Here is a 22,184-nt window from a genome sequence, read left to right as displayed (position 1 = left end):
CTGTCACCTCATAATCCGCATAGAGCAATAACTTTTATTTCAATTCATCTTTTTCCTCCGGCTCCGGATGATTTTTATAATATCTTTCATATGCATTGATGATTTTTTTAACCAGTTCATGTCTGACCACATCCACATCCTTTAAGTAGCAAAAATCAATGTCTTTAACCGGTTCCAACACATGAATGGCATCCACCAGCCCGGATTTTTTTCCCCGGGGCAGGTCGATTTGAGTTATATCCCCCGTGACCACCGCCTTGGAACCAAATCCCAGTCTCGTTAAAAACATCTTCATCTGTTCTTTGGTCGTGTTCTGAGCTTCGTCTAAAATAATAAAGGAGTTGTCTAAAGTCCTTCCCCTCATGTATGCTAACGGAACGACTTCAATCACTTCTTTTTCTTTTAATCTTAAGGCGCCCTCTCTACCTAGTATATCATACAAAGCGTCATATAGGGGTCTCAAATACGGATCTACCTTTTCTTGCAGGTCTCCGGGGAGAAAGCCCAGTCTTTCCCCTGCTTCTACCGCAGGTCTGGCTAATATAATTTTCTGTATCTCTTTATTTTTAAATGCGCTGATGGCCATGGCAACCGCAATATACGTCTTGCCTGTGCCGGCAGGACCGACACCAAATACAATGTCCTTTTTACGGATACTGTTTACATATTCCTTTTGTCCTATTGTCTTGGGCTTTAAAGGCTTTCCCTTATACGTAAAACAAATGATGTCCTTATTGATCTTGCTCTCTTTATAAGACATGCCATTCTCGCATAACGCAATGACATAATTAATTTTTTGTGTATCCAGCTTTTCCCCCGCAGAAATAATCGACATCATTTCTGCAAGAACCTTGTGTGCTTCTATCCCTTTTTCGCCCTTTAATATGAGTTCATTATCTCTCTGGATAATGGTAATTCCAAAATATTCCTCAATAATTTTTAAATTTGAATCCAAGCTTCCAAAGAGCTCACCTCTGTCTATGGCTTCGCTTACTTCAATCTTCAGCTCCTCATTCTGCATTCTTTCCAACAACAATCTCCTGTTCCATTCCAATTTCTTGTAATGATTCAATCATTACAGCTACCTCTATTATATTTTTTTTATTGGTAAAATACAAACTTTTATTTAAAATTTGTGTATTTTTAGGTAACTTTTCTTTTATTTCCTGCCTGACCAGCTTATTTACTTCTTTTTCTATCTCTTTTTGACTCCTCTTTCGCGACTGAAGCTCCATTTCATTTACCTTAGAAACAGAAAAAGAGAAAGGAAATGGTCTGATACCTTGGAAATTTTTTATATTTTCCACCGTTGAAACCTCAAAAGGATTATATAAATCAGCCGTACAGAACGTTTTTTCTCCCAGCTTGACATCAAAGGAATAAAAAGATTTTCCCGTAGGCTTTTTAAGGATCTCACAGGCATTCTGATTATAAACGAACCGATAAGGAATTCGAGCCGTTACGGTTCCCTCCGCATGAACATATCTTTCAGTCTCACTGCTTTCCGGCTGTCCATAAGCTGTGGAATGAATGGGAATGATCCCTGCGATGATAATATCCCCTTTTTTTACATAATCTCCGGTATCCAGTGCCCGAATGCCTTCGATAGGCGTTATCTTATCAATATATCCTTCTTTGTCGGCCACAATATCGCATGGAGCGGATTTATCCACTTTCTTTAAGTTGATGGTCCCTTCTACGATTTTTACTTCTGCCAGACATCCTTTTACATTAATACCCACAAAAGCAACATGATCCAACTTATCGTACAAAAAAAGTTTTAATTTTTCTATATCCATGGATTTTTTACATCCCTCAAACATGCCGCCCTCTTTTAAGCATTCCCTTATTTGCCGTTCCGTAAACATTTCATAGCCGTCTATCCTTATTTCTGAAATAAACAAGGTCTGAAAATATACAATAAAAATAAACAGCAGGACTCCGCATATTCTTGCTTTATTGTTTAAAACAACCGACAATAGCGGAAGATATCCGCCTTCCGAAAGGATGCTCATCCGATACCTATTTTTCCCCAATTTCTTAAGCGACTCAAAATCATCCCTCTTAATCTTTAAGGTCATCTCAATATTATTTTTAATCTTTACATTTCTTAAGGGGATGTTTTTCTTCATGCACTCCGAAATAAGATCCTGCTGTTTAAATCCTTCAATCTTTATCAGCAGGTAATGCTCCATAAAACTCGATGGATTTGATTTCACCAGTTACCAACACCCTTTCATCCTCAATTTGGGTTATTGTTAAATTCTGACCATTTAATGCTGTAAACCGTTTGCCATTGTCGATCACAATACTGTTTTCTGACACAAACACAATTTTTTTCACATTATCAATGATTCCTGTTCGTCCGCTTACAAGAACTCTTGGCATATTCAGATTAAAATCGTAAAGCAGTTCATTTTTTATATCCATACAGTATCTCACCTCATCATAATAATGTATTACAAATGCAAAAAAAAATGACCGGATAACGGTCATTTTTATAAAGACAATTTATAGGTATGGTTCTAATCAATAAAGTTTGGAGTAGACAGATATCGCTCTCCGGTGTCAGGCAGCAGTACCACGATCCGCTTTCCTTTGTTCTCCGTCCTTTTGGCCAATTGGGTAGCCGCCCACAGAGCTGCTCCCGAAGAAATTCCCACCAGCAGGCCTTCTTCTTTAGCGGAGGCCTTAGCCGTATTAAAGGCATCTTCATTTGACACCTGAATGATTTCATCATAAATATCCGTGTTGAGCACCTTCGGTACAAACCCTGCGCCGATACCCTGAATTTTGTGGGGTCCGGGATTTCCTCCGGACAAAACAGGGGAATCTGCAGGCTCGACCGCAACAATTTTAATGCTCGGATTCTGTCCCTTCAAATATTCGCCTACACCGGTCAGCGTTCCTCCCGTGCCTACGGCAGCAACAAAGAGATCCACCTTTCCTTCCGTATCCTTCCAGATTTCTGCACCTGTGGTCTTTCGATGCACTTCCGGATTGGCCGGATTGTCAAACTGACCCGGAATAAATCCGCCTGGTATTTCCCTGACCAGTTCTTCGGCTCTTTCAATAGCACCTTTCATTCCTTTGGCACCTTCTGTCAGAACAATTTCTGCGCCAAAAGCTTTCAGCAGATTTCTGCGTTCTATGCTCATGGTATCCGGCATGGTCAAAAGAGCCCGGTATCCTCTGGCAGAAGCTACGGCGGCCAGTCCTATACCTGTATTTCCGCTGGTAGGCTCTATGATCACACTGCCGGGTTTCAGCAGTCCCTTTTGTTCTGCATCATTTATCATATTTAGAGCCACCCGATCCTTTACACTGCCGGCCGGATTAAAATATTCCAGCTTTGCAATAATTTCAGCTTTCAGCCCTCTGTTTCGGTTATAGTTGTTCAACGCCAAAAGCGGCGTATTTCCGATTAATTCTGTTAAACTGTTATATATTCCGGACATCACATAAACCTCCTATAAGTTTTATATACTATAGTCCCACATTCCTTTCTGACGGTGCTGCTCTACTATATCCTCCAACGTATAAGAATCAATATATTTGTTTATCACATCATACAGCCCTTCCCAAAATGAAATCGTAGCACATTCCTCATACATTTCACACTGGTTCTTTTCATCCAAAAGGCAGGTAGTCGGCGCAAATTTTCCTTCTGTGACCCTCAAAATATCACCGATTGTATAGTCCTTTGCCGCTCTTGCAAGCTTATATCCGCCCTGTGGTCCTCTGACACTGTTTAAATAGCCGGCTTTACCAAGCTGGCTGACAATTTGTTCAAGATATTTTGTCGATATGCCTTGTCTCTGGGATATGTCTTTAAGTGAGATATATTCACCCGTATTGTGTTCTGCCAAATCGATCATCAATCTTAAAGCATATCTTCCTTTTGTTGATACTTTCATTTTTCTACCCACTTTCACAAGATATACTACTATTTTACCATGGGTTTAGTAGGGATTCAATCTAAAAATTTTTTTATAGGCGGTGCAGAGCCATATCACAGATATGGCACACAATCCTTCAAGAAAAAACACCCCAATCATACAATCGGGGTGTTACATGTTTTATTCTGATAGAAATTCTTCTACTGCTTTTTTCACTGCTCCGCCGTCAGCTAATCCTTTAACCTTTGGCATAACAGCTCCCATCAGCTTTCCCATATTTTGTTTTCCGCTTTCGATACCCATGCCGGCAGCCGTTTCTTTAACAACTTCCGCAATCTTCTCAGGGGACATCTGTTCCGGTAAATAGGACATCAGGATTTCTATTTCCTTGTTGTAGGAATCTAAAAGATCTGTTCTTCCAGCTTTCTCAAAATCAGCGAGGGCGTCTTTTCTCATTTTGACTTGTTTTGTTAAAATTGCCAAAACACCTTCATCGTCCAGCTCGGCTCTATTATCCACTTCATATTGTTTAATAGCAGCACGAACAAAATTTACTGTATTCTTTCTGACTTCATCCCTTGCTTTCATCGCTTCTTTGAAGTCATTTGTCAATCTTTCCTTTAAGGTCAATTAAAACACCTCTAATCTACTTCTACAAAAACAGTGGACTAAAACTTCTTAGCCTTTTTTCTTGCAGCTTCAGACTTTTTCTTTCTCTTTACGCTTGGCTTTTCATAATGTTCTCTTTTTCTTAATTCTGACATTACGCCGTCTCTTGCGCAAGAACGCTTAAATCTTTTAAGAGCGCTTTCTAAACTTTCGTTTTCTCTTACAACTACTTGTGCCATGTATCCAATTCACCTCCTGACCTCTCATGAACTAACGAATGCTGGTCCAACGGTTTTATCTACAACGTATGTATTATACTATCATTTGTCCCATAAGGCAAGCAAATTTTTCATCAACCTGGAGGCCAGGTCATTTTTCTTTTCCCCAAGAGATGAAAATGTAAGTGCTTTACAGTCTGAAAACCATCTTCACCGCAATTATTTACAAGCCTGTACCCATTTTCAAGTCCAAGCTCTTTTGCAATATCCTTCACTTTTAACATAATATGTCCAAGTAATTCCTGATCTTCACCGGTTATATCATCCAGAGACGAAATGTGCTTCTTGGGAATAATCAGAACATGAACAGGTGCCTGAGGTTCTAAATCGTGAAAGCAAATGATTTGATCATCTTCATATACTATCTTGGATGGTATTTCTTTATTTGCGATCATACAAAAGATACATTCTGCCATATGTTCAACTCCTTTTTCAGCTTCATGATTCTATTATTATACTCCATTTTATGTTAATTTTCAAGGAATACTCTCATTTACCGCCGTTAAATTTTAATCGTTTTTGTCAAGGATTTAACCGGCACAGGACTCCATCCTTATAAAGCTCTGTCAGCTTCACAGGTACAAAGGTATTGAGCAGTTTTTCGAAAGACAGGCTCTCACAGTTGATATAGGCTTTTATATAATTTTCCGTATAGCCGGTCAGACAGTTGATTTCTTCTATATATTCTTCAATCAAAACAGTTCGCTCCGTATTGAGCTGATCTTGAAAAAAGCCTTGGGACACCCGATTGCCCACTGCAATCATTTCCTCACTTCTTCTGTTCTTGACCTCGAAAGACACATGGCCTTTCATTAAAGCCGCCCTTGTTCCTTCCCTTTTGGAATATTTGAACACGTGCACCTTGCAGAATTCAGCCTTTTCAATCACATCTAAGCTTTCTTTAAAATCCTCTTCCGTCTCCTCCGGAAAGCCTACAATGATATCCGTAGTAAGGCCATATCCCCCATCAAAATTCCTTAAGACCCGTACGATATCCAGATAGTCCTCCCGGCCATACCGCCTGTTCATAGCCTTCAGTATTTTATTGCTTCCGCTTTGAACGGATAAGTGCAGGTGGGGACAAAGTTTCTTATATTTTAAAAGCCCTTCCACATACTCCGCATTAATAACAGTCGGTTCCAGAGAACTCAACCGAACTCTGAAATCTCCCGCCAGCCGTTCCAATTCATCGAGGATTATTTCGATGCCTTGAAGCCCTTCCTTTATAGGATTCTTTTCTTTAAATCCCTCTTCTGTGCCATATAGAGCTGTGTTGATACCCGTCAGGGTGATTTCCTTAAACCCCTGCGCTATAAGGCTTTCAGCTTCCCGAATAATGTCGCTCACCGCCCGGCTCCGAACCTTTCCCCGGGCATAAGGAATCACACAATACGAGCAGAACCGATTACACCCTTCCTGTATTTTAATATAGGCTCTTGTTCTGGATTCCATCGAAGTGATGATCCCGGTTTCTTCATATTCGCAAAGCTGTTCATATTCCTCTACCACGTTCTCTGTTTCGCTAGAAGAAGTCTTTTTATAATTTTCAACCAGCTCCACCAGCTTACTTTTTTGATTCGTTCCGGTGACAATATCCACCGCCTCTATGGCTGCCACCTCCTTCGGACTTACCTGAGCGTAGCATCCCGTTACGGCAACAATGCTGTCCGGATTGATTTTTTTCATTCTTCTGATATACTGTCTGGATTTTCTGTCTGCCAGACTGGTCACGGTGCATGTATTAATAATATAAACATCCGCAAACTCATTCTCGTTTACGATTTCATGATGATTCTTTTTAAAATTTTCCTTTATTGCTTCGCTTTCATATTGGTTTACCTTACATCCCAGCGTTTTTATTCCAACCCGCATTTTCTACGTCCTCCACATTGTATTCAATCTATCATATCCTATCCGAGTCTTTTTTTCAACTCAGTAAAATCATATTTTATCCCCTCTGTTCATATAGTTTATATATTAACATATGGGAGGTTAACATGCGATTTCATAAATTTATCTGGCCTGCAATATGGTCTTCCCTGACAATATGTATCGTGATACTGTCGGTTTCCATTCTTTGTAAGCTGTACGTATCTCCGCCCTCAGTGGGGAACAGCACATCCATTTCAGTAAAAGAGAAAGCATCGGACTCAGATAAAATAGACCTGCCTATTATAATGTATCACGGATTAGTGAAAGACAAAAAACTCCAAAATCAATATTTTATTTCTCCGGATTTATTTGAAAATGATTTAAAATATTTAAAGGAGAACGGGTATAGCACCATTACCATGAGCGAATTGATCGACTATGTATATAACGGTGCGCCCTTGCCTGAGAAACCTGTAATATTGACCTTTGACGATGGTTTTTACAACAATTATCTCTATGCCTTTCCTTTGCTTAAGGAATACAATGAAAAGGCCGTTATTTCCATTCTGGGCTGCGAAACAGACCGATACAGCCTGATCAAAGTCAATAATGCCTATTACTCTTATTTAACATGGAATCAGATCAATGAAATGATCCTGTCCGGTCATGTGGAAATACAAAATCATACCTACGACATGCATACGTATGATCACGGAAGGAAAGGATGCAGTGAAAAATCTGGGGAAGCTCTTGAAATCTATAAAGAAAATTTTGAAGACGACATCGGACGCCTTCAGCAGGAAATCATCGACTATACCGGCACCACGCCCAATACCATTGTCTATCCTTTCGGCTATTACACAGAAAAGTCAGAGTCCCTCATCAAGGAAATGGGCTTTAAGGCTTCTCTGACCTGTAGTCAAAAAGTAAATAAAATTTCCCGGGATCCGCAATGCTTGTACCAACTGGGAAGATTTCTTCGCCCTCCCGGAAAAAGCAGTTCGAACTTCTTCAAAAATATTTTAGAAAATTGAATGAAGGGCGGCACTTGCTCTGCCGTCCTTCCCTTATCCTCTATCTGCTTTACAGCATAGCATGAAGCCTTTTAAAGCATGCCATAGTGTAATAAAATTCCGTTGTAGAGTCCTCTTGCAAAGCTTTGCGGATCACTGGTCATAAGATACGCATCGTTGACATTGGTTATATATCCCATTTCCACAAGAACAGACGGCATATCCGTCGCTCTGAGTACATATAAGGACGGCCGTACAAATACGCCTCTGTTTTCCAGCCCCGTCATATAATGAAGTCCCTCCAGTAATCGAATCGCCATATCATAAGCCGGACTGTCATTCCTATAGACAAAAGCCTCGCTTCCGCTGGCCTCCGTTATCTCGCTGGAATTACAGTGCAGGCTTATAAAGAAATCTGCGCCCCAGGAATTGGCGGCATAGACTCTGGCCTGAAGGCTGGTGGCATTGCTTGTTCCAAGTACCTCCGTAGGGGAATTTCTCGAAAGCTCCGCTTCAAAATTGGGGTTGCTGTTTAAAAGAGCTGCCAGTCTGACGCCCACTTCATACGTAATGTCCTGTTCCCTTACTCCGTTTGCTTCCGCACCGGCGTTTGGGTTTTGCGGGTTATGTCCCTGATCAATAAAAATTTTAATTGCCATATAAACCTCTCTCCATTTCTGTTAAACCAATATATATACCATTATATGAGAGAGCGTTCCAAATGATATCAAAAAACCACCCCGGCGTTAAACGTCAGGTTTTACGTGTACAAAAAGAGCTGATACACATGTATCAGCTCCTGTTTTATGATCTTACTATTTTACTTCTGCTTTCCAAAGTCCGTGTAAGTTGCAATATTCGTAAACTTCCAGCGGCTTTTCATCCATAGCCATATGGAATTCCACTTCCGGTTTTTCTCCGGGTGCCAGATGCTTTCTTTGCACACCCTTTGAAGTCTTTAAATAGATCCATTGAATGAAGTGTTCTTCAACCATCGGATGCTCAACGGAACCGACCTTAGCATGTACAACATTGCCCTCTACAGTTACCACAGGTATATGTTTTTCAACACTTGCTTCTACTGTATTGGCTACAAGCTCTGTCATTGGATCTCCGCAACAGACCATTGGTGCGCCGGAGCTATGAACCATTTCAACTAAGTTACCGCAATGTTTGCATACAAAAAAATTTTTTTCACTCATACCTTTTACCTCCCAAACATAAAAAACATAACCAATACTTTTTCTACATTATACCTTCTTTACCAGTCAATATCCAGTAAAGATTTTATTTTATATGAAATATATACCTTGTCAAGGGTCTGTTTAAACACGCTGGTTTTAAATTTTTTAAAGCTCCAGCTCGTACATAACCATGGCCAAAGCTGCCATTCCCGCAGTTTCTGTTCGGAGTGTGGTTTTCCCTAAGGTAACGCATTGGGAACGGATTTGTTTCAGCTGCTCTGCTTCCTTATCCGAAAATCCGCCCTCCGGCCCGATGATGATAGCGGCCGTTTCCGGCTGATGTTCCAGCTCTCTCAATGCATCCTTTATGGTCCTTCTCTCCTCATTTTCATAGGGAAAGAGTACCAGATCAAAGCCTTCCAGCAACCCAAGCATCTGCCGAAAAGCCAGGGGCTGACAAATAGCAGGGATAATTCCTCTCTTGCACTGTTTGACCCCTTCATCGGAAACCTTTTGCCAGCGCTCAATCTTTTTGGAAAAATTTCCGTTATCCGTCACAATCGTTCGGTCTGTAAAGACTGGTACGATTTCATAAATCCCCAGTTCCACTGTTTTTTGTATAATGAATTCCATCTTCCCCTGTTTTGGAATGCCCTGAAACAGGGTTACCTTAAGAAAGGGTTCGTTGGTAAATTTCTGCTTATCCAGTATAATTGCCTCAACCACCTCTTTGTTCATAGATAGGATTTCAGTTTCATATTCCCATTTCACCGAATCGGATATATCGATCCGATCCCCTTCTCGCAGTCGGAGCACCTTCATCATATGCTGGATGTCCTGTTTATCTGTTATTTTTATGGTCTTATCCCCAATATTATCGTCCGTAGTAAAAAATCTGCTCATTTATTTTAACCTCGCTGCTATGGCGCACCAATCACCTTGCTCTGCTATTTCTATTACTTCAAATCCATTTTTCCGAATAGCTTCCGAAACCTGCCCTTCCTTCTCGATCAAAATACCGGAAGAGATAAAAATTCCGCCGTCTTTTAGATGCTTCGCCACATCACAGGACAGCATCATGACCAGATCTGCCATTAAATTGGCCACCACCACATCCGCTCTATAATCGATGCCTTTTGTCAAATCACCATATTGAATAGTCACGCGGTCGGCAAACCCGTTTAATGCAACATTTTCTTTAGAAACCTCAACGGCTATCGGGTCGATGTCCACGCCAAGAATATTCCTTATGCCCATTAAAGCTGCTGCAATAGATAAAATACCGGATCCGCATCCCACATCCAGCACAGCATCTCCCTCCCGGCCGTACTTTTCCATCAGCCTGATGCAGAGGGTTGTCGTCTCATGAGTTCCCGTACCAAAGGCCATACCCGGATCGATTTCAATGATCTGCTCTTCTTCTGACTGCTTTTCATAGGTCTCCCAAGTAGGCTTTACGACGATTCTGTCCGTTATTTTTGCGGGCTTAAAGAATTCTTTCCATTTATCCTTCCATTCTTCATCCCGAACCCTTTTAGTTTCCACTTCCATCCTTCCAAAAGAAAGCGGTTGGCCGAATGCTCCCATATCCATACGTTTTTTTAGTTCGGCGACTGCCTGTTTTACCGATTGTACCCCTTTTTCTCCGTCCGGGGAATCCTCCATATACAAAATGACAGCCGGTTCTTCATGAATCTGCTCCATCACACGGGCATCCACGTAGTCCCAATCGTACGAATGTTTCTTATCCATCAGCTCTTCTATATCCGAAGGATCTTCTATCACCGCATCCTCTATGCCCATTTCGGACAGCACATTGAGAATGTGTTCTATTCCAGTTCTGCTCGTATAAATCTTTGTCTCAATATAGTTCATTTCCAACCTCGTTTAAAAATCTTTAAATATTCTGCCTTATTCCCCTATTTAATCAAAGAATCAGGCTTCTATATTTTCCCAAATAGGTTATAATATAAAAATACCTTGTCCATACATTATACTAAAGCAGTACGGTTTAGGCAATCCGGAATACGAAAACCACCGCAGAATAAAAAAGGAGAACAGACAATGGAATTAATGAAACAGAATTATTTTACTACGGGAGAACTGGCAAGACTGTTTCACATAAAAAAACAGACTTTATTTCACTACGATGAAATTGGACTTTTTTCACCTGAAATCATCGGAGAAAATGGTTATCGATATTACTCCCATCAACAGATTGAGGTTTTTGAGATTATTTCCATGTTAAAGGAGCTCGATATGCCTTTAAAGGAAATTAAAAATTATCTGGACACCAGAACGCCCCAAAGCCTTATTCAGCTTCTTCACGAAAAGCAAAGAGAGGTTGAAAACAAAATAAAGGAACTTCAGTGGATCAGCAGTTATATTCAGACAAAAACCGATATTACAGAGGAGGGGCTGAAAGCAGAGACCGAAAAAGTCACCTATATAGAAATGCCGGAGGAATATCTCATTACGACGGATTATAACGGCAAGCCGGATGACAGATCCATGGCGGCCGCAATCACCATGCATTACAATTATTGTCACGACATAGGCCTTTATATGATCCTCTCCACCGGGAGCACCATCCGAACCTGTGACATGCCCACCGGCGGCCTTTACTATTCCTATGCGCACATATATACTAAGGTTTCGGATAAAAGCTACCCGGATCTTCACGTAAAACCAACGGGCGTATATGGAGTCATATACCATAGAAATGGATTTGATACGGCCTTTAAAAGCTATCAGACCCTTTTGGATGATCTGCTCCAAAAAGGCTATACACCGGGAGAATATTTTTATGAGGATACTATGCTGGATGAACTTTCTATGTGCGGCTACGATAATTATATGATAAAAATATCCGTTCACTGCAAAAAATAATTCACCATAAACCGAATGGTGAATTATTACAAGCTTACATTAAAATCTTTTTAAACTTTTCCAATTCTATTTCTTCTCCCTGCCTCTGTTTTTCCACCGCTGCAAGGACCTTATTGAACACTTTTCTTGTTATGGGATATTTATAGATCATGTAGACCGATAAAAACATAAAAACAGCAGGTATCAGGGTGAAGGCATTTTCTACCCACAGCAGCGCCTCCTTTGGCTGTACAGATGCATTTCCGTCAAAGCCTGCCCATTGAAGCATGTTCCCCAAAAGTATCAGTCCGACTGCTTCCGATATGGATTCCGACATGGCTTGAAGGGATACAATAGTTCCCTGCCGCTGTTTCCCGTTAATCAATTCATCTACCTCACAGACATCATAAATCATAGCGGGCATAAGCTGCCAGTAGCAAATCGCCCCTAATCCGAAAGCGACCAGCATGAAAGCAGCCTCGGCAAAATTAGTGGTTCCTATGACCCGGAGAATCAGCAGACTCATGCCGCAGATGGTCATTCCTATCATATATTGGCTGCGCTTATCCAATTTTTTGCCTGTCGTTATTAAAATCGGTACAAATACCATCCCCGCAAAAGGTTCTATTGCCATTAAAGCCGTTATACTTAAAGGATCCAGGCCCATGTTATAGGTATAAAAATATAACCTGTCTGCCACAAAGATCGTGTTGGCCGCTAAATATAATATACTGGCGTATATGACAAACCGAAGGCTTTTTAATTTCAAAATTTCCGTAAAGCCTTTGACCAGATCCCTAGACATCTGCCAAAAGGTGTTGAGAGTTATTTTCTCATTTTCAGATTGGCCGTTTACATTCCCCGGTTCTTTTATGATCCAGGCGCCTATGACTAAGGATAAGAAAACACAACCCGCAATCATAGCTGCGGTTCCATGCCAGGCCTGCGCCTGTGTTCTTCCCATATTCATCAAATAATCCACGAAAATGGTAGGAATCACCGCACCGACTGCCATACCTAAAGTATTCCCCACATAAGCAAAGGATCTGAGCCGTGTTCGTTCATTGTAATCCTCTGTAAGTTCTGCTCCCCAGGCTAAAAAAGGAATAAAAAAGGAAGCGTACCCGGTCCAGAACAATAAAGTCATACAGGTATAATAAATAATTTTCATGGTCATGGTCGCTTGAATAGCTGTGAACAACAGGGTAGTAACAATCGCTACCGGTATGGATGCACATAGAATAAACATTCTCCGTTTTCCAAATCTCGAATGAGTATGATCCGAAATGAATCCGATAATTGCAGAACTTAAAGCATCCCATATGGCTCCAAGAGCGGCAATGGCTCCTGCAATACCGGGATGCAATCCGACTACGGTTGTCGTAAAAAATAAGAAAAAGGTTCCATAAAGAAAATACAGACATTGGTCAGCGATGGCTATTATTCCATACGCTGTTTTGATCTTGAGTGAAAGTTTCACATTATCCCCTCCCACTCATATTCTAAAGTATACAGTTACCATATAGTCAATAGTTTTTTATAAAATTATTTATTTTTTACCTGTTCTGTTCTATCTCGAGGTCAATCCCATATTAAACATAGTATAGACATCTGCCAGCAGCAAATCTCTTTCTACCAGCTCCGGAAAAATTTGACTCATTTTTTGCAAAAATGCATCACAAATGCAGAAGGTATCCCCGTCTAATTCCAGATATGCACCGGAGGCTAAGATGACAGAAGCCAATCCGCAGTAATAAAAAGAAGCAAATACACTTTTTTCTTCTGTGCACCGGTCTCGGAGCGCTCTTTCATAAAAAACAATGGAATTCCGAATTTCAGGCTTCAAGCTCTGATAGGCCCCGTCAACATCTGTAATCTGCATGATGAGTTCTTTCACGTCTTCTGCCAGATTTCTTCGCTTCTTCATGTATTTCATATACCAGGAGAGCAGCACGTCCAGATAACGTCTGCCGCAGAAAGCTATGCCCTCGCTTTGTTTTTCCTCAAAATGGATTTCAGGAGAATGATAGGTTCCCGACATGCTCCAATCCACCATCGTGTTGAACTCTTCATGATTTCCTGTAATTTTAGGAGTGGGCAGGAACCGATAATCGGCTTTAACCTTATCCCCATGGAAAAGTGCTTCATAACAGGCAATCCATTCGGACTTTGTAGTGGGATTCTCCTTAAAATGCAGCATTTCTCTCATGGCAGGAAGCCCAATGAGCCGCAGCAGTCTCATTCCCAGGGATTCATCTGTTTTATTTTTTATCAAAGCCCGCATAGCAGTTATGTCTTGTGTTTCAGACAGACGCTCCATCAATGGAGAACATTCTTTCTCCTTTTTTTCAAAAATGGCAGTTTGAAGTTTCAGAACATCAAAGCATATGTGCAGCTGTTCCTCTGATACATTTTTCTTCCATAAGTTTTGCAGAATCATGGCTCTTTGCCTTGCATCCAGCATATGTGTGCTGATATAATACAGAATTTCTCTAATATATTTGACACATTTTTTATGTTCTTCACCAAGACGCAGTTCTGCTTCCCTTTCATTATACGTTCCGCAAAAACTGCAAATTAACAGAAGCAATACGGCGCACCCTCTTTCATCCAGATAAGGGTCTCTCTTTTCTCCGGTTTTTTCTACAATGGTCTTTATTTTTTGCAGCATTTTCACAGAATCATAATTCATACCTGTTGTGATCAGTATATCGTTCAGACTTCCTATGCGATCCTTATAGTCCTCTCCCTTATACTTCAAAAGATTTGTATTCTCAAAATGTAAAAGCCCATAGGCCTCCTCCTTCGGCATAGGAACCTCTGCTTGCGGCTGTATACTGTATATTCCGCTTTTCAGTTTATGCTCCAGATATATAAAATGTTTTTCTCCCGAAGCCGCTTTTAGTTTTCCGTACCTGGCTGGATCTATCCTAAGGGAAGACATATCCTCATCGAGCCGCCTTACCAGAAGAGGAATATTATTTGAACAGCAAGCCTGTATATCCCAATAGAGAATGGGACTGTTCTGCTTTCCAAAGCTTTCTTTGTATCGGATATTTTTCAGTAGCAACGGTGCTGAGGCACTGGGCTCTGAGGGAAACATCTCCGGAGAAAATACCTCTTGAACCGGTCTGCCTTTTAAATCAAAAATGGCCGCTCCATACCCAAAAGGGCCTGTGATTCTTTTTTCCAATACAGAATTGCTTTCATCTGTATCCTCATACCAGTGAAGAATGTAAGATCTGGCTGCTTTTACAGGCACCCTCTGCTCTTTGGTATACCTTCTCGATCCATCACTGAAAATCCTGCTTCTGCCATGATACCGGTTATAATCATTATCTATTATCATGCAGTTCACAGAATCCGCATATTCATTTTTGACCGAGTAGGGAGGCAGAACCATATGAAATTGGTTCTGATTAGAATCATATATTAAATAAGGAGATGGATTTTCTGAGCTCCTGGGAGGTTTCCTTCCTCTGTACTTTTCTTTTTCAAGCCATTGAGAAAATTTATGCCATATCCTTTCGTCCAATTTGAGACTGCTCGCTTTCGCCTGATCTGTATGAATCAGTTCATTGACACGGCAAAGGAATTGTGCTGCTTTCTCCGGATGCCATTTTATATAGGCTCTCGTGGCGGCTCCAACCGCATAGCTCCTGCATTCCATCCATTGTTCCATCAACACCTGCGGCTGAAATTCTTCCTGTGTATCCCGGTACTTGACCGCATCAAACAGATCTTCCAACTCGCTGTTCGGTATGCCGATCTGAGATAAAAGCGGCAATTCTTCTGCGCAGCTTATCTCCGGGCTCTTTTTCACCAGGCCTAATTGTTCCAGTATTAATTCCCAGTTTTTTGCCAGCACGGTTTTTTCGTTTTGGCTCAGGTCTGCACCCAATTTATCTCCGTAAACCTTCCAAAAGTCTTCTTCCTCTTGATATTCTTCGTATAGGATTACATATACTGCATGGGTCATATGTACCAGCGGATATCTTTTCTGCATCTGACCGATATCCGGCTTTATGCGCATGGCTTCCTGTATTTTCTGATTCAATATGTCATATTCTTCAAAAGAGACATTCAAATCACTCCACATACTGCAATCCTTAATTAGATTGGATAGGTTTTCTTCTATTGCTCCTAACGTAAAATTTTTGTATACTGCCTTCATCTGCTTCCTCTCTTGCTGCCTTATTTCCTATGTATATCTTTCAGGGCTTCATTAAAAGACACAGGACCCTATTGGTATAGAGTCCTGTGCAATTATTCACAAAAAATTATTATATATGAATTGTCCTGTTTGTGCAATTAAAATTTGCTAACAGATTCGCGGTAATCCTTCTCCATAAAGGATGTCCACCATTCGGTTTCCGCCCAGCACTGTGGTCATGCTGACCCCTGTGCCTTTCGTAATGCGTCCTATAATCGCCGCATTGGCTCCGTAATGATTGTTTCTCATGATTTCAAGAGCCTTTTCAGCCTGCTCCGGCGGAACCACTGCAATCATTTTTCCTTCATTGGCCATATAAAGCGGATCCAGTCCCAGAATATTACAAAAGCCCTTGACCTCATCACTGACCGGAAGAGAAGGCTCTTCGATTTCTACTCTGCATTTTGAGCTTTCTGAAACCTCATTTAAGACCGTTGCCAGCCCTCCTCTGGTCACGTCTCTCATACACCTTATATTGATTTTATTTTCCAAAAGATCTGAAACAATCGAGAAAAGCGGGGCGCAATCACTTGCGATATTGTTTTCAATTCCCATTCTCTCGGACATGATGGCCGCGTGATGCTCCCCTAAATTTCCGGACAGCAAAATCACATCCTGCTCCCTGCAATTTTGGATACTGATTCCTTCCTTAAGGATTTCTCCCACTCCGGACGTATTGATATAGACGTTGCCATTTCCTTCTATGACCTTGGTATCCCCGGCGACGATTTTTACACCGGCTTCCTCTGCCGCTATCTTCATGGTATGAGCGATCTGTTCGATTACCTCACTGTCCGCTCCGGCTTCAATGATAAATCCGGCAGTCAGATACCGTGGTTCCGCCCCCATCATGGAGAGATCATTTACCGTTCCGCAGATGGCTAATTTACCAATGTTTCCGCCTTTAAAAAACATGGGGGTGACAACAAAAGAATCCGTCGTATAGGCAATCCTGCCTTTTATATCGAGTACGGCAGCATCCTCCAGCCTATTCAGTACCTCATTGTCAAAATTCTTTAAAAATATATCATTGATCAGATTACTGGTCTGTTTTCCGCCGCTTCCATAGGATATATCTATTTTCATTTTTTCTCCACTTCTTCCTTCTTATTCTCTTCCTCTGTTTTTATACCATATGCCGCATGCTCCCTCAGCGGATACCATACATGGTCCCACCGCGCTCAGCGGAGTGCATTGCTTTGCAAATAAAGGACATTCTGCCGGACTGATTCTGCCCAGGATCACTTCTTTACATTTGCATCCTTTTGGCGGACTCTCCTTATATTCATCAAAATCACTTCCGGCATCATACTGAAAGTATTCCGGCTTTAACCTCAGAGAGGATTTTTCTATCACGCCAATACCGCGCCAGAAGTCGTCCTTTGGTTCAAAATACTGGTTGATAACAGAAAGAGCCTGCATATTTCCTTTATCCGAAACCGCACTGATATACATGTTTTTCATGCAGGCTTTGTTTTCTTTGAGCTGGAGAAAAATTTCATAAACAGCCGCCAAAATATGTTCGCCTTCAAAACCTGCCACCACAAAAGGCTTATGATATTTCTCGGCCAGTTCTTTATAAGCATCACAGCCGATGATGACGCTCACATGACCCGGTGCTATAAATGCATCGATATTTTTTTCGTTTTCACAGATATAGGTGAGTGCCGGTGTTATGGTCTTAAGAGAAGTCAAAATCTTTAAATTTGAAATCTGCTTTTTAATAATCTCGTCAATCAATATGCCATAAATCGGCGTGGTCGTTTCAAATCCAACAGCAGCAAACACATACTGCGTATTGGCATCTTCCGTAGCGATCTTTACGGCATCCAGCGGAGAATACACGACTTTTACCTTCCCTCCGATGGCAGCCGCCTCTGTCAGAGAATGTTCATTTCCTTTTACTTTCATCATATCTCCAAAGGTCAGAACGCAGTGATTCTCTTTTAAAGAAATATCCACCAGCTTGTCCACATATACGGAGGGCGTCACACAGACCGGGCATCCCGGCCCGGATATGAGCTTTATCTTTGGCGAGATCAAGCTTCGTATACCATTTTTAAAAATGCTGGAAGTATGAGTTCCGCACACCTCCATAATTTTAATTTCTCTTCCGTCGTATTCTTTTAATTCCCTAGTGATCTGCTGAAGAGTTATCATGCACTTCCTCCTCCAGTTCTTTGAACATCCAGAGTATTTCCTCCGCTGAATCTTTGCTTAACACATCAATGGCACAGCCGGCATGAATCAACACATAATCACCGATTTTAGCCTGAACCAGCTTGATATTCACATCACACGTATTGTTCATCACATCTACTTTAGCTGTACTGCCATTTATTTCTACTATTTTTCCCGGTACTGCAACACACATAATTTCACCTACTTTACCCTAGAAAATCACGAATGCTTCATCCGTGGATTTCTGTCCTACATGTTCAAACTTTCATTCTGCTCTGCCTTCATTATACCCACATACGTCTGTCCTAAACTGATAGACCCATCATTGGGAGGCACGGCTATATTATAATAGACCATAAATCCATCCTGCCGCAGCTGTTTGATTAGACGGTTTGTCAGAACAGAATTCTGAAAAACGCCGCCGCTGAAAGCAACCGTGCTCACTTGATGCTGCTCTCTTAACAGACGGCATACGTTCCGTATGGCCTCTGCAAGCGCATAATGAAAGCCCAGCGCCAGAGACTGGCGCCTTGAAAGGAAAGAAGCTCCCGTATGGTCTGTTTCTTCCCGGAATCTGCACAGCACTTCCAAAACAGGTGCCGGATCTATTTCTATCATATCATCTTTTCTTAGAATCTTAAAGGACATGGGCTCCGGAAAGATTTTGCTCTTTTCAGCCAAAAGGGCTTCTTTTTCCAGATAGGCCGCACATTCCCCTTCGTAATGGTTCTCATCCAGAATCCCAAGAATGCTGGAAACTGCATCAAAAAGTCTGCCCATACTAGAGGTCAGAACTGTATTGATGTGATTTCTCAGGGCGGCTTGAATCAAATCACTTCTATCGTCATGGATATATTGTTCCAGCCCTGCTTCCACTAAAAAGCAATCTGCCGTTTTCTTGGCGTCCTTCATGGACTGGTCTCCTCCCAGCATAGGAGCATACTTTAAATGAGCTGCCCTCTGAAACTCCGCTCCCTGGCAGATCAGGAATTCGCTTCCCCAAATATTCCCATCCGTACCGTATCCGGTTCCGTCAAAAGCGATTCCGATGACTTTTCCCTTTAAATTATGCTCTGCCATAACGGATGCAATGTGTGCATGATGATGCTGAACATAAAGAATTGGTTTATTTAAAGACTCGGTAAATCTGGTGGAAAAGTAATTGGGATGCAGGTCGCAGACCGCCATATCCGGCTCCATCTTTAACAGCTTGGATAAATCGTCCACAGATTTTTTATATTCTTCCAAGATGGAACGTTCTTCCAAGTCCCCAAAATATTGGGATACTACAGCACTCCCCCTGTTGTACAAACAGAAAGAGGCCTTTAAATCCCCGCCGGCTGCAAATATTTTTAAATTGTTCCTGCTTTCCTGCAAAAAAACAGGGTACGGCACATAGCCTCTGCTTCTGCGAACCAGCTGTGCTTTGCCATCCACAATTTTTGCAACAGAATCATCAACAGACCGAATGATCCGCCTTTTGTTGTATAAAACCCCATCCAACAACGGACTTCTTAAGGACAGCATCTCTCTGTCCTCCCGAATGATGGGCTGATCGGAAATATTTCCGCTGGTCATGATCAACGGCCCGCATTCCCGCAGCAGCATGGTCTGAAGCGGCGTATAAGGCAGGAACGCACCGCAGTAAATGCTTCCTTTATACGTAGACGGCGCCATTTTTTCGTTATGTGAATAAAGCAGTACGATGGGTCTTGCTTTAGATTCCAGAAGCTTTTTTTCTGGAACAGACACATCACAGTATTCTCGAATCGCCTCCACGGATTCAAACATCACTGCAAAGGGTTTTTCCTCACGCCCCTTCAGCTTTCTTAAATTTTGTACCGTGTGCTCCATAAACGGCGAGCATACGAAATGATACCCTCCAATTCCTTTTACGGCAAGGATTCCGCCATTTTTTAGAACCTCGACCGCACGCTGAAATCTTATTTTATTTTTATATATATTTACTTTATGCGGATCACATTGAACCGCTTTTTTTCTATATAATTTATCCCGTTTTACATTCTTTCTATCACGGTCATATTCTTTAAAAATCAAATACGGACCGCAATCGTAACAGGATATAGTCTGTGCATGAAAGCGTCTGCTTTCAGGAGAAATATACTCCGCATTGCATTCGCCGCACATAGGGAAATCCTCCATGGTCGTATTATCTCGGTCATAAGGAAGAACCTCCATAATCGTATATCTGGGGCCGCAGGACATACAGCTGATGAACGGATTCTGGTATCTTCTGTTATCCTTTTTGTACAGTTCCTCCAAACAGGTGTCGCAGGTAGCCAGATCCGGCGGAATAATGGACACCACCTCATTGGATGTGCTTTCAATAATTTTAAATTGATCAAAGCTTTCGGTGGTTTCCGATGTGATATCGGTGATCTCTATATTGATGATTTCACAGCCTTCGCACTCTGCATGCTGCAAATCATACAAAAAATTTTCAAAGTCCTCGTCAGAAGATTGGGCAATAATTTCCACCATTCCTCCAATATTCTGAACAGTTCCTTTTATATTGTTTTTTTTCGCAACGCGAAAAGTAAGGGGTCGAAAACCAACCCCTTGTACAATTCCTGATACTATTATTTTATTTGTCATTACTTTACATTTTGTTTTATCCATGAAACGACTTCCTCAACGCCTTCTCCTGTTTTACTGGAAATCTTAAAAACAGGAGCTGTTTTATTTAAGGCTCTTACGCCCTTCATAAAATATTCTTCATCAAAATCTACATAGGGCAGAAGGTCGCACTTATTTATAATAATACTGTTTGCCTTTTCAAAAGCAAGCGGATATTTATACGGCTTATCGCTTCCTTCTGTTACCGTTGATATAAGCATTTTAACATGCTCACCGATCTGAAATTCTGCCGGACAAACTAAATTGCCGATATTTTCAATAAACAGAACGCCGTTCTCAATATTAAGAGTCTCTACCGCCTCACCAATCAGCGGAGAATCCAAATGGCATGCACCGTTGGTATTGATTTGAATGGTCTTCACGCCTAAAGCCTGCAAAGTCTTCGTATCAATATCCGCTTCAATATCGCCTTCAATAACATACGGCGTAATATCCTTTAGTCTTTCAATAATCTTAATAAGAGTTGATGTCTTGCCGGCACCGGGTGCTCCCATTACATTAATTGCAAATATTCCCTTTTCTGTCAATGATGTATTGATTTTTGCCGCTATTTCATCATTTTTATCATATACAGATTGCATTACTTCAATTTCATTGTTTTCTGACATAAGTATCTCCTATCATACCTCTATGGATTTAATGTAAAATTCCTGCCCAATCTCTGTAGGTCGGCCTTCCCCTCGGCAATACGGACATTCAAATGAAAATGGTTTTCTTTCAAATAATTTGCCGCAGCTGTCACATTTCAGTTTGGGTTTCACCCGTTCAATATGAAGCGACGCATTTTTGCATATGCTGTCCTCCGCAATGATCTCGAAATAAAGCTCGATGGAACTGGCAACGTATCCCGAATACTCTCCGACGACCAGGTTAATTTGTTTCACTTCCTGCGCATGATTTTCTTTTGCAAATTTTTCGGAAATCTCAATTATTCTCTTCGTTATCGGGTACTCGTGCATCTACATATTCATCCTTTACTTTTTTTAGTTCAGGAGTAGTATATTCATTTTTCATCTTGAGACATTTTTTAGGGCATACCTCTACACAATAGCCGCATTGAACGCAGTTCATTCTTTCAATGCTCCAAGATTTATCATTTCTTACCGTTGTAATAGCTCCTGTCGGACAACGTTTTGAACAGATTCCGCAAAAAACGCAGTTTTCAATATCAATTCCTATACTTCCCCTTGTACGTTCAAAATTTTCTCTTGGTTTAACCGGATAAAGATCTGTATAGGGTCCGTGAGCGATACTCTTAAAAAGTGTCTTTGTCATACTTAATAGAGACATATTAATTTTCCATGCCTTTCCATGCTTGAAATTCAGCCTTAAAGGTTTCATAAAGGTTGAATTTCAAGTCATAATATTTTTAACTGAAAAATTTCGGGCAGTAACTGCTGCCACTGAAA

The 22,184-nt window shown here is 41.2% G+C and carries 24 protein-coding genes; 2 read left to right on the top strand and 22 right to left on the bottom strand.

Features of this window, described 5'->3' with window-relative positions; all coding sequences use genetic code 11:
* Positions 1–34 precede the first annotated feature (34 nt).
* The 9 genes from EQM06_RS05365 to mtaB form a co-directional block, all read right to left on the bottom strand.
* Positions 35–1,021 carry a PhoH family protein gene (locus tag EQM06_RS05365; protein WP_128746801.1) on the bottom strand — a complete coding sequence of 329 codons (987 nt, stop codon included), beginning with the start codon at positions 1,019–1,021 and terminating at the stop codon, positions 35–37.
* On the bottom strand, positions 1,011–2,195 hold the full coding sequence (locus tag EQM06_RS05360) for a sporulation protein YqfD (protein ID WP_128745352.1): 1,185 nt from the start codon (positions 2,193–2,195) through the stop codon (positions 1,011–1,013). The genes EQM06_RS05365 and EQM06_RS05360 overlap by 11 nt, the downstream gene beginning before the upstream one ends.
* Positions 2,167–2,430 carry a YabP/YqfC family sporulation protein gene (locus EQM06_RS05355; RefSeq protein ID WP_164914358.1) on the bottom strand — a complete coding sequence of 88 codons (264 nt, stop codon included), beginning with the start codon at positions 2,428–2,430 and terminating at the stop codon, positions 2,167–2,169. Before EQM06_RS05355 ends, EQM06_RS05360 begins: the two co-directional genes overlap by 29 nt.
* 95 nt (positions 2,431–2,525) lie before the next feature.
* Positions 2,526–3,458, bottom strand: coding sequence for a cysteine synthase A (cysK, locus tag EQM06_RS05350; RefSeq protein ID WP_128745350.1), 933 nt, complete (start codon positions 3,456–3,458; stop codon positions 2,526–2,528).
* Between the two features lie 21 nt (positions 3,459–3,479).
* Positions 3,480–3,917, bottom strand: a complete 438-nt coding sequence (locus EQM06_RS05345; protein ID WP_128745349.1) for an RrF2 family transcriptional regulator — start codon at positions 3,915–3,917, stop codon at positions 3,480–3,482.
* Positions 3,918–4,079: 162 nt separating this feature from the next.
* A complete protein-coding gene (locus tag EQM06_RS05340) occupies positions 4,080–4,529 on the bottom strand; it encodes a GatB/YqeY domain-containing protein (protein ID WP_128745348.1) in 450 nt (149 codons plus the stop codon).
* 38 nt (positions 4,530–4,567) lie between these two features.
* Positions 4,568–4,747 (bottom strand): 30S ribosomal protein S21, encoded by a 180-nt coding sequence (gene rpsU, locus EQM06_RS05335; RefSeq protein ID WP_027399339.1) that lies wholly within the window; start codon positions 4,745–4,747, stop codon positions 4,568–4,570.
* A gap of 113 nt (positions 4,748–4,860) precedes the next feature.
* Positions 4,861–5,202: a histidine triad nucleotide-binding protein gene (locus EQM06_RS05330; RefSeq protein WP_128745347.1), complete on the bottom strand. Its 342-nt coding sequence runs from the start codon at positions 5,200–5,202 to the stop codon at positions 4,861–4,863.
* Between the two features lie 106 nt (positions 5,203–5,308).
* Positions 5,309–6,658 (bottom strand): tRNA (N(6)-L-threonylcarbamoyladenosine(37)-C(2))-methylthiotransferase MtaB, encoded by a 1,350-nt coding sequence (gene mtaB, locus EQM06_RS05325; RefSeq protein ID WP_128745346.1) that lies wholly within the window; start codon positions 6,656–6,658, stop codon positions 5,309–5,311.
* Positions 6,659–6,783: 125 nt separating this feature from the next.
* Between mtaB and EQM06_RS05320 the strand changes: the two genes are divergently transcribed.
* Positions 6,784–7,692: a polysaccharide deacetylase family protein gene (locus EQM06_RS05320; protein ID WP_128745345.1), complete on the top strand. Its 909-nt coding sequence runs from the start codon at positions 6,784–6,786 to the stop codon at positions 7,690–7,692.
* 71 nt (positions 7,693–7,763) lie between these two features.
* Here EQM06_RS05320 and EQM06_RS05315 read toward each other — a convergent pair whose 3' ends face one another.
* The 4 genes from EQM06_RS05315 to prmA form a co-directional block, all read right to left on the bottom strand.
* The gene (locus EQM06_RS05315) at positions 7,764–8,330 is read right to left on the bottom strand and encodes an N-acetylmuramoyl-L-alanine amidase family protein (RefSeq protein WP_128745344.1); all 567 of its coding nucleotides are present in this window, start codon (positions 8,328–8,330) and stop codon (positions 7,764–7,766) included.
* Between the two features lie 156 nt (positions 8,331–8,486).
* Positions 8,487–8,873: a desulfoferrodoxin family protein gene (locus tag EQM06_RS05310; protein WP_128745343.1), complete on the bottom strand. Its 387-nt coding sequence runs from the start codon at positions 8,871–8,873 to the stop codon at positions 8,487–8,489.
* Positions 8,874–9,020: 147 nt separating this feature from the next.
* Positions 9,021–9,758, bottom strand: coding sequence for an RsmE family RNA methyltransferase (locus tag EQM06_RS05305; RefSeq protein WP_128745342.1), 738 nt, complete (start codon positions 9,756–9,758; stop codon positions 9,021–9,023).
* Positions 9,759–10,730, bottom strand: a complete 972-nt coding sequence (gene prmA / locus EQM06_RS05300) for a 50S ribosomal protein L11 methyltransferase (protein ID WP_128745341.1) — start codon at positions 10,728–10,730, stop codon at positions 9,759–9,761.
* A gap of 189 nt (positions 10,731–10,919) precedes the next feature.
* Here prmA and EQM06_RS05295 point away from each other — a divergent pair, with 189 nt between their 5' ends.
* A complete protein-coding gene (locus EQM06_RS05295) occupies positions 10,920–11,744 on the top strand; it encodes a MerR family transcriptional regulator (RefSeq protein WP_128745340.1) in 825 nt (274 codons plus the stop codon).
* Between the two features lie 34 nt (positions 11,745–11,778).
* Here EQM06_RS05295 and EQM06_RS05290 read toward each other — a convergent pair whose 3' ends face one another.
* The 9 genes from EQM06_RS05290 to EQM06_RS05250 form a co-directional block, all read right to left on the bottom strand.
* Positions 11,779–13,203 (bottom strand): MFS transporter, encoded by a 1,425-nt coding sequence (locus EQM06_RS05290; protein WP_164914357.1) that lies wholly within the window; start codon positions 13,201–13,203, stop codon positions 11,779–11,781.
* Positions 13,204–13,293: 90 nt separating this feature from the next.
* Positions 13,294–15,897, bottom strand: a complete 2,604-nt coding sequence (locus EQM06_RS05285) for a hypothetical protein (protein WP_128745338.1) — start codon at positions 15,895–15,897, stop codon at positions 13,294–13,296.
* Between the two features lie 147 nt (positions 15,898–16,044).
* Complete coding sequence (gene hypE / locus EQM06_RS05280; protein ID WP_128745337.1) at positions 16,045–17,022, bottom strand: hydrogenase expression/formation protein HypE; 978 nt, start codon at positions 17,020–17,022, stop codon at positions 16,045–16,047.
* 21 nt (positions 17,023–17,043) lie between these two features.
* The gene (gene hypD / locus EQM06_RS05275; protein WP_128745336.1) at positions 17,044–18,096 is read right to left on the bottom strand and encodes a hydrogenase formation protein HypD; all 1,053 of its coding nucleotides are present in this window, start codon (positions 18,094–18,096) and stop codon (positions 17,044–17,046) included.
* Complete coding sequence (locus EQM06_RS05270; protein ID WP_128745335.1) at positions 18,071–18,310, bottom strand: HypC/HybG/HupF family hydrogenase formation chaperone; 240 nt, start codon at positions 18,308–18,310, stop codon at positions 18,071–18,073. The genes hypD and EQM06_RS05270 overlap by 26 nt, the downstream gene beginning before the upstream one ends.
* A 56-nt stretch (positions 18,311–18,366) precedes the next feature.
* Complete coding sequence (gene hypF / locus EQM06_RS05265; RefSeq protein ID WP_128745334.1) at positions 18,367–20,757, bottom strand: carbamoyltransferase HypF; 2,391 nt, start codon at positions 20,755–20,757, stop codon at positions 18,367–18,369.
* Entirely contained in the window at positions 20,733–21,383 is a 651-nt protein-coding gene (gene hypB / locus EQM06_RS05260; RefSeq protein ID WP_128745333.1) for a hydrogenase nickel incorporation protein HypB, read from the bottom strand. The genes hypF and hypB overlap by 25 nt, the downstream gene beginning before the upstream one ends.
* 12 nt (positions 21,384–21,395) lie before the next feature.
* Entirely contained in the window at positions 21,396–21,734 is a 339-nt protein-coding gene (gene hypA, locus EQM06_RS05255) for a hydrogenase maturation nickel metallochaperone HypA (RefSeq protein WP_128745332.1), read from the bottom strand.
* Complete coding sequence (locus EQM06_RS05250; RefSeq protein ID WP_128745331.1) at positions 21,700–22,065, bottom strand: 4Fe-4S binding protein; 366 nt, start codon at positions 22,063–22,065, stop codon at positions 21,700–21,702. Before EQM06_RS05250 ends, hypA begins: the two co-directional genes overlap by 35 nt.
* Positions 22,066–22,184: the final 119 nt, after the last annotated feature.

The sequence above is a fragment of the Aminipila luticellarii genome (assembly GCF_004103735.1).
Classification (GTDB): domain Bacteria; phylum Bacillota; class Clostridia; order Peptostreptococcales; family Anaerovoracaceae; genus Aminipila; species Aminipila luticellarii.
This window is presented reverse-complemented; position numbering and strand designations above follow the sequence as displayed.

Bases quoted from the DNA above. Each gene is read 5' to 3' on its own strand.
- EQM06_RS05285 (WP_128745338.1), bottom strand. From the start codon at position 15,897: ATGAAGGCAGTATACAAAAATTTTACGTTAGGAGCAATAGAAGAAAAC.
- rpsU (WP_027399339.1), bottom strand. From the start codon at position 4,747: ATGGCACAAGTAGTTGTAAGAGAAAACGAAAGTTTAGAAAGCGCTCTT.
- hypD (WP_128745336.1), bottom strand. From the start codon at position 18,096: ATGATAACTCTTCAGCAGATCACTAGGGAATTAAAAGAATACGACGGA.
- mtaB (WP_128745346.1), bottom strand. From the start codon at position 6,658: ATGCGGGTTGGAATAAAAACGCTGGGATGTAAGGTAAACCAATATGAA.
- EQM06_RS05305 (WP_128745342.1), bottom strand. From the start codon at position 9,758: ATGAGCAGATTTTTTACTACGGACGATAATATTGGGGATAAGACCATA.
- hypA (WP_128745332.1), bottom strand. From the start codon at position 21,734: ATGCACGAGTACCCGATAACGAAGAGAATAATTGAGATTTCCGAAAAA.
- EQM06_RS05365 (WP_128746801.1), bottom strand. From the start codon at position 1,021: ATGCAGAATGAGGAGCTGAAGATTGAAGTAAGCGAAGCCATAGACAGA.
- hypB (WP_128745333.1), bottom strand. From the start codon at position 21,383: ATGTCAGAAAACAATGAAATTGAAGTAATGCAATCTGTATATGATAAA.
- cysK (WP_128745350.1), bottom strand. From the start codon at position 3,458: ATGTCCGGAATATATAACAGTTTAACAGAATTAATCGGAAATACGCCG.
- EQM06_RS05355 (WP_164914358.1), bottom strand. From the start codon at position 2,430: ATGGATATAAAAAATGAACTGCTTTACGATTTTAATCTGAATATGCCA.
- EQM06_RS05310 (WP_128745343.1), bottom strand. From the start codon at position 8,873: ATGAGTGAAAAAAATTTTTTTGTATGCAAACATTGCGGTAACTTAGTT.
- EQM06_RS05250 (WP_128745331.1), bottom strand. From the start codon at position 22,065: ATGTCTCTATTAAGTATGACAAAGACACTTTTTAAGAGTATCGCTCAC.
- EQM06_RS05295 (WP_128745340.1), top strand. From the start codon at position 10,920: ATGGAATTAATGAAACAGAATTATTTTACTACGGGAGAACTGGCAAGA.
- EQM06_RS05320 (WP_128745345.1), top strand. From the start codon at position 6,784: ATGCGATTTCATAAATTTATCTGGCCTGCAATATGGTCTTCCCTGACA.
- EQM06_RS05270 (WP_128745335.1), bottom strand. From the start codon at position 18,310: ATGTGTGTTGCAGTACCGGGAAAAATAGTAGAAATAAATGGCAGTACA.
- EQM06_RS05360 (WP_128745352.1), bottom strand. From the start codon at position 2,195: ATGGAGCATTACCTGCTGATAAAGATTGAAGGATTTAAACAGCAGGAT.
- hypF (WP_128745334.1), bottom strand. From the start codon at position 20,757: ATGGATAAAACAAAATGTAAAGTAATGACAAATAAAATAATAGTATCA.
- EQM06_RS05345 (WP_128745349.1), bottom strand. From the start codon at position 3,917: ATGAAAGTATCAACAAAAGGAAGATATGCTTTAAGATTGATGATCGAT.
- hypE (WP_128745337.1), bottom strand. From the start codon at position 17,022: ATGAAAATAGATATATCCTATGGAAGCGGCGGAAAACAGACCAGTAAT.
- prmA (WP_128745341.1), bottom strand. From the start codon at position 10,730: ATGAACTATATTGAGACAAAGATTTATACGAGCAGAACTGGAATAGAA.
- EQM06_RS05315 (WP_128745344.1), bottom strand. From the start codon at position 8,330: ATGGCAATTAAAATTTTTATTGATCAGGGACATAACCCGCAAAACCCA.
- EQM06_RS05330 (WP_128745347.1), bottom strand. From the start codon at position 5,202: ATGGCAGAATGTATCTTTTGTATGATCGCAAATAAAGAAATACCATCC.